The organism is Micromonospora parva, assembly GCF_000718515.1.
Classification (GTDB): Bacteria; Actinomycetota; Actinomycetes; order Mycobacteriales; family Micromonosporaceae; genus Micromonospora; species Micromonospora parva.
Map to the genome: position 1 here is coordinate 1 of NZ_JNZS01000072.1, position 329 is coordinate 329.

The following is a 329-nucleotide window of genomic DNA, read 5'->3' on the forward strand; positions in this document are numbered from 1 at the left end:
GCTCACCAAGGCCAACGGGGCGATATCCGGAGCTTCTCAGCTTTCCACGATAATAGGTCCAGGGGCGCTTGGCATCCTTGTCCAGTTCCTCGCCCTTCCCCTCATCCTGATCATCGATGCGGTGACTTATCTTCTCTCAATCACCTTGATGCTCGTCCTACGCAAGATCAAGACATTCAGCAGGCCTCCCGGCGAAGCACCGAGAGCACCACGGACAGGGATTCGAGGCTTCCTGAACGCCTTCCGGAAGGGCATTCGGTTTTACATGTCATGGGGCGCCGTCATCAGTTTTCTAAACGGCGCGATCATCGCCTGGCTGCCAATATATG

At 55.9% G+C, this 329-nt stretch carries 1 pseudogene; it reads left to right on the forward strand.

From position 1 onward, the window contains the following. Positions 1-329, forward strand: a pseudogene (locus IF22_RS35680) (hypothetical protein); the annotation flags it as partial.